The sequence below is a fragment of the Variovorax sp. 01T439_2 genome (assembly GCF_056398445.1).
Map to the genome: position 1 here is coordinate 1 of NZ_JBFTPJ010000439.1, position 4,694 is coordinate 4,694.

Genomic DNA, 4,694 nt, shown 5'->3' on the forward strand with positions numbered 1-4,694 from the left:
GCATAGAACTGCGTCACCGCCCAGATGTGGAACAGCACCAGCATCGGGTCGGCCTTGTCCATCAGGCCCTGGTTCATCCAGTTCTGGATCACGGCGGCGGCCTGGTCGGTGCGCTGCTTGCTCGTGTCCATCATGGCGTTGAGCACCGGCGCGCCGCGCATCATCTCGGCCGTGAAGATGCGCGAGCGCAGCGGGTGCTCGAACGAGAACACCATCTTGCGGCGGATCAGGTCGCCCAGCACCTTGCGCGGGCCGAAGGCCTCGTCGGCAAAGCCGAACACCACGATCCAGTCGTTGAGGATGTCCTGCAGGATCTGCCGGTAGAGCGCTTCCTTGCTTTCGATGTAGTAGTGCAGCTGCGCCTTCGAAAGCCCGGCCTTGTCGGCAATGGCCTGGGTCGATGCGCCGGCCAGGCCCTCGCTTGCGAACACCTCGATGGCGGCCCGGTTGATGAGGCCGAGCACCTGCGTGTACTTGCGCGAGCGGCCGCGCGTGGCGGGCGCCTCGCTGTCGCTTTCTCTTTCCTCTTCTCCGATGCTCACAGCTGCAGCACCAGTTCCCGGCCCTTGGCGCGCGAGCAGCACAGGGCCACCTTGTGGCGCCGCTCGCTGCCCGTGAGACAGAAGTCGCGGTGCTCCGCGCCTTCGCCATCGCCCTCGACCACGCAGGTGCCGCACAGGCCCTGCTGGCACGACACCGGAATGTCGATGCCCACTTCGTGCAGCGCATCGACGGCGGTCTGGTCGGCCGCCACCGGCACGCTGATGCCGCGCTGCGCGAGCTTCAGCGTGAAGGGCAGGCCGGTGCTCGCGTTCGCATCGGTGGGGGCGGCGAAGTATTCGGCGTGCAGCGTGTCCTCGGGCCAGTGCGCCGCGGCCTCGCGCACCGCCTTCATGAAGCCGCCGGGGCCGCAGACATACAGGTGCGTGTTGGGTGCGCGCTCGGCCAGCAGTGCGCGCAGGTCGATGCGCTGGCTGGCGCCGCCCTGGTCGAGGTGCAGGCGCAGGTGCGGCGCCAGCGCGGACGAATGCAGCGCATCGGCAAAGGCCAGGTGCTCCTCGCTGCGCGCGAACACGCAGAGCGTGAACGAGGCACCGCGCGCCGCGAGCGCCTGCGCCATGGCCAGCAGCGGCGTCATGCCGATGCCGCCGGCCATCAGCAGATGGTGCCCGGCCTCTTCGCGCAGCGCAAAGGTGTTGCGCGGCACGCTGATCGCGAGCAGGTCGCCTTCGCGCACGCGCTCGTGCATCGAGGCCGAGCCGCCGCGGCTTTGGGCCTCGCGCTTGACGCCGATCACGTAGGACGCCGCGGCGTGCGACGGCGCGTTCGAAAGAGACCACCGCGCCAGCGAGTACTGGCGCGAGAAGCCGCCGGGCATGTGCACGTCGATGTGCGCGCCGGCCTCGTAGCCCGGCAGCGTGCGGCCCCACGGATGGGCCAGCTCGAAGGCCAGGATTTCCGGCGTCTCGCGCGAGATGCGTTCGACGCGGACGGTGAGCGTGCGTTCGAGGCTCATGGTGGGGTCTGTCTCCTCTGTCCTGCTAGATGCTCTGCAGCTTGCGCGCAACGCGTTCGATGAAATGGCTGCGGTCGCGCGCGGTGACGGCGTTCATGTCGTGCAGCTGCAGCCACGTGACCTTGCAGCGCCATGCGAACAGCGCCCGCAGCGCGCGCGTGAAGAGCCGCCGGCCCGGGTCGCCGATGAGCATCACGAACCAGCGCGGCGAGCCGCCCGTGGTCACCACCGTCAGCCGCCGGATGTGCCGCATGCCCGACCTCGCGAGCTGTCCCTTGCGCTCTGCCGGCAGGAAGGCCACGCCCGGCAGCCACACGCGCTCGAGCCAGCCCTTGAGCATCGACGGCGGCCCATGGAACCAGGTGGGATAGACGAACACCAGGTGCTCTGCCCACAGCAGCGCTTCGACGTGCGGTTTGACGCGTTCGCGGATCAGTTCGGGGTTGTCGAGGTAGGCGATGCGCTCTTCGCGCGTCAGCGTGGGCTCGAAGCCTTCGGCGTAGAGGTCGATGGCCTTGACGGGGTGCCGCGGCTCGAGGGCCTCGAGCGCGGTGYGGTAGAGCGCGTGGTTGAAGCTGTCAGGGTTCGGATGGCAGTGGACGACGAGCGTTTTCATGAGGAGGGCCGGTTCGCCGGTTCGGCGAGACGGGGTCAGAGCCCAGGGAATGAAGAGCCGCGCAGTGCCTTATGGCAACCCAGGCGCCGGCATCTGACCCCGGCGCAAGCCCCGCGCGGCCCACGGGAGAAAAAAATCGGCGCGCCTACTTTCCAGCGAGCTTCTTGCGGATGTCGAGACCGACGCCCTTGTTGACGAACTGCGTGGTCACGACCTTCGAGAGGTCGACTTCGCCCGGCTTGTAGAGGCCGGCCTTCACCATCTTGTCGTAGAAGTCCTTCACGCGGGCCTCGTCCATTGCGCCGATGCCCTTGGCGAGCGATTCGCCGCTGTCGACGATGCCCATCTTCTTCATGAGCTCGATGGAGCCTTGGGACGCGGCGACGGGCGAGTCGGGGTTGATCTTGGCGATCATCTCGTTGGCGGCCTTGTTGTCGCCGTAGAGGTAGTTGTTCCAGCCGATGATCGAGGCCTCGACGAACTTGCGCACGGTCTCGGGCTTGGTCTTGACGAGGTCGGCCCGCGTTTCGATGGTGGTCGAGTAGGTCGAGAAGCCGTTGTCGGCCAGCAGCTGCACCACCGGGTCGAAGCCGGCCTGGGCCTTGATGGAAAGCGGCTCGGAGATGGCGTAGCCCTGCTGGATGGATTTCTTGTCCGCGAGGAACGGGCCCACGTTGAATGTGTAGGGCTTGAGCTGCGAATCCTTGAAGCCGTGTTCCGACTTCATCCACTGCCAGAAGCTGAACTGGCCGTCCTTGCCGATGAAGGCCACGGGCGCCTTGGCCATGTCCTTGAAGGTGTCGAAGCCCTGTCCCGGATGCGCGAACATGGCCTGCGGGTCTTTCTGGAAGAAGGCCGCGACCACGACGGTGGGCACGCCGTTCTTCACGTTGTCGAAGGACTGCAGCAGGTTGCCGGTCATGAGGAAGTCGATCTTGCCGGCCGGCAGCATGGGCCGGTTGTTGACCATGGGTCCGCCCTGCTGGATGTCGACGTCGAGGCCGTACTTCTTGTAGGTGCCGTCCACCAGCGCCTGGTAGAAGCCGCCGTGGCCGGCCTGCGCCTTCCAGTTGGTGGCGAACACCACTTTTTCCTGCGCCTGTGCGGCGAAGGCAGCAGCCGCGAGGGCGAGGGCTAGGGCAAGCGGACGGATGGTCAGAGCGGGAACGTGCATGGCAGTGGACTCCTGGTGTGAATTCGACGGGATATTTTCATGTCAGCTTGCCATTGTTCGATGGCAAGCGCTGTTGTTCGGGGCGCGTGCACAGGCCACCGGGTACTCCCCTCCGCGAATGTCCCCCGTCGGCGGGAGCGCGCCCTGAACAGCAAGCAGCCCTCGAAGCCAACCAAACGGATAACAAGACAACGCTTCATTTCAACGCTCGACAGCCATCTCGGAAGTCCAGCCGCGCGTCTTGCCGGGGTTCATGAGCCCCATCGGATCGCTGCGCTTCTTGAACTCGATCTGCTGCGTGTCGATGGTCTTCATGCCGCCGTCCTCGATGGTCACGACATGCGGATTGAAGATCTTGCAGCCGCCCTGCGACTCGATCTCGCGGATCACCTCGTACTGGTGGGCTTCGCCCTTCCAGCGCACCAGCAGGATGCCGAAGGTGCCGCATTCGCCGCCGGCGCGCGCGAAGTCCTGGTGCTGCAGCACCTCGTCGCCGAAGATTTGCAGATGGCGCTCGACCACCGCCGGGTCGAAGGGCTGGGCGTAGGCCACCTGCAGGTAGGTCCAGCCGCGGTCGGCCTTGAGCGCCTGCAGCGTCGTGTGGTTGAACGCGCATTCATAGGCGGGCGGAAGGCCCTCGGCGAGCAGCTCGGGCTCGGTGCCGGCAACCGAGAGGGTGCCGCCATGCGCGGCGGCCAGTACGCGGAATTCTTCCATCGACTCCGGCGAGACCATGGTGAAGGCCGCATGCCGGTCAGAAGGAAAGCGGTCGCGCATCGCCGTGTAGTAGGGCGAGAAGCGCGCTTCGACCGTGGAGAGCAAAAAGATGTCGAGCGTCGGCGCCTGCGCCGCAATGCCGAAATCGAGCGCGCCGCGGTACGTCTCGAACAGCACCGTGCAGTGCACCCACTCGACCGCCGGACTCAGCGCCACTTCCACGTCGAGGATCACGCCATTGGTGCCGTAGGCGTGGTGCACCTGCTGGATCTCGTCGCCGTGCAGCTCGATGATGCGCGGCTCGCGCTCCACCGTCATCACGCGCGCGCGCAGCAGGTTGCCGGGGTCGCGCAGGATGCCGTGGCGGAACGAGCCGATGCCGCCGAAGCCGCCCGCGATGAAGCCGCCGATGGTGGCCACGTGCCAGGTCGAGGGCCACATGCGCAGCGCCTGGCCGGTTTCGCGCGCCGCAAGGTCGATGTCGTGCATGCGCGCGCCGGCCTCCACGCGGATGCGGCCCTCCTGGATGTCGAGCACGCGGCACATCTGCGTCACGTCGAGCACGATGCCGCCTTCGAGCGGCACGCACTGGCCGTAGTTGCCGGTGCCGCCGGCGCGCACGGTGAGCGGCAGCTTCCACTTGGCGGCTACGGCGGCCGCCTGGCGCACGT

Annotated in this window: 5 protein-coding genes; all 5 read right to left on the bottom strand. The window is 67.0% G+C overall.

The window, feature by feature from the left end:
- A partial coding sequence (locus AC1DOC_RS19830; RefSeq protein WP_478130339.1) for a TetR family transcriptional regulator C-terminal domain-containing protein occupies window positions 1-542 on the bottom strand: 542 nt, incomplete at its 3' end.
- A complete protein-coding gene (locus AC1DOC_RS19835) occupies window positions 539-1,516 on the bottom strand; it encodes a PDR/VanB family oxidoreductase (protein ID WP_478080907.1) in 978 nt (325 codons plus the stop codon). The genes AC1DOC_RS19835 and AC1DOC_RS19830, both read right to left, overlap by 4 nt.
- Before the next feature lie 25 nt (window positions 1,517-1,541).
- The gene (locus AC1DOC_RS19840) at window positions 1,542-2,132 is read right to left on the bottom strand and encodes an NAD(P)H-dependent oxidoreductase (protein WP_478130340.1); all 591 of its coding nucleotides are present in this window, start codon (window positions 2,130-2,132) and stop codon (window positions 1,542-1,544) included.
- Window positions 2,133-2,277: 145 nt separating this feature from the next.
- Window positions 2,278-3,306: an ABC transporter substrate-binding protein gene (locus AC1DOC_RS19845; protein ID WP_015867875.1), complete on the bottom strand. Its 1,029-nt coding sequence runs from the start codon at window positions 3,304-3,306 to the stop codon at window positions 2,278-2,280.
- Window positions 3,307-3,507: 201 nt separating this feature from the next.
- A partial coding sequence (locus AC1DOC_RS19850) for an FAD-binding oxidoreductase (RefSeq protein ID WP_478130341.1) occupies window positions 3,508-4,694 on the bottom strand: 1,187 nt, incomplete at its 5' end.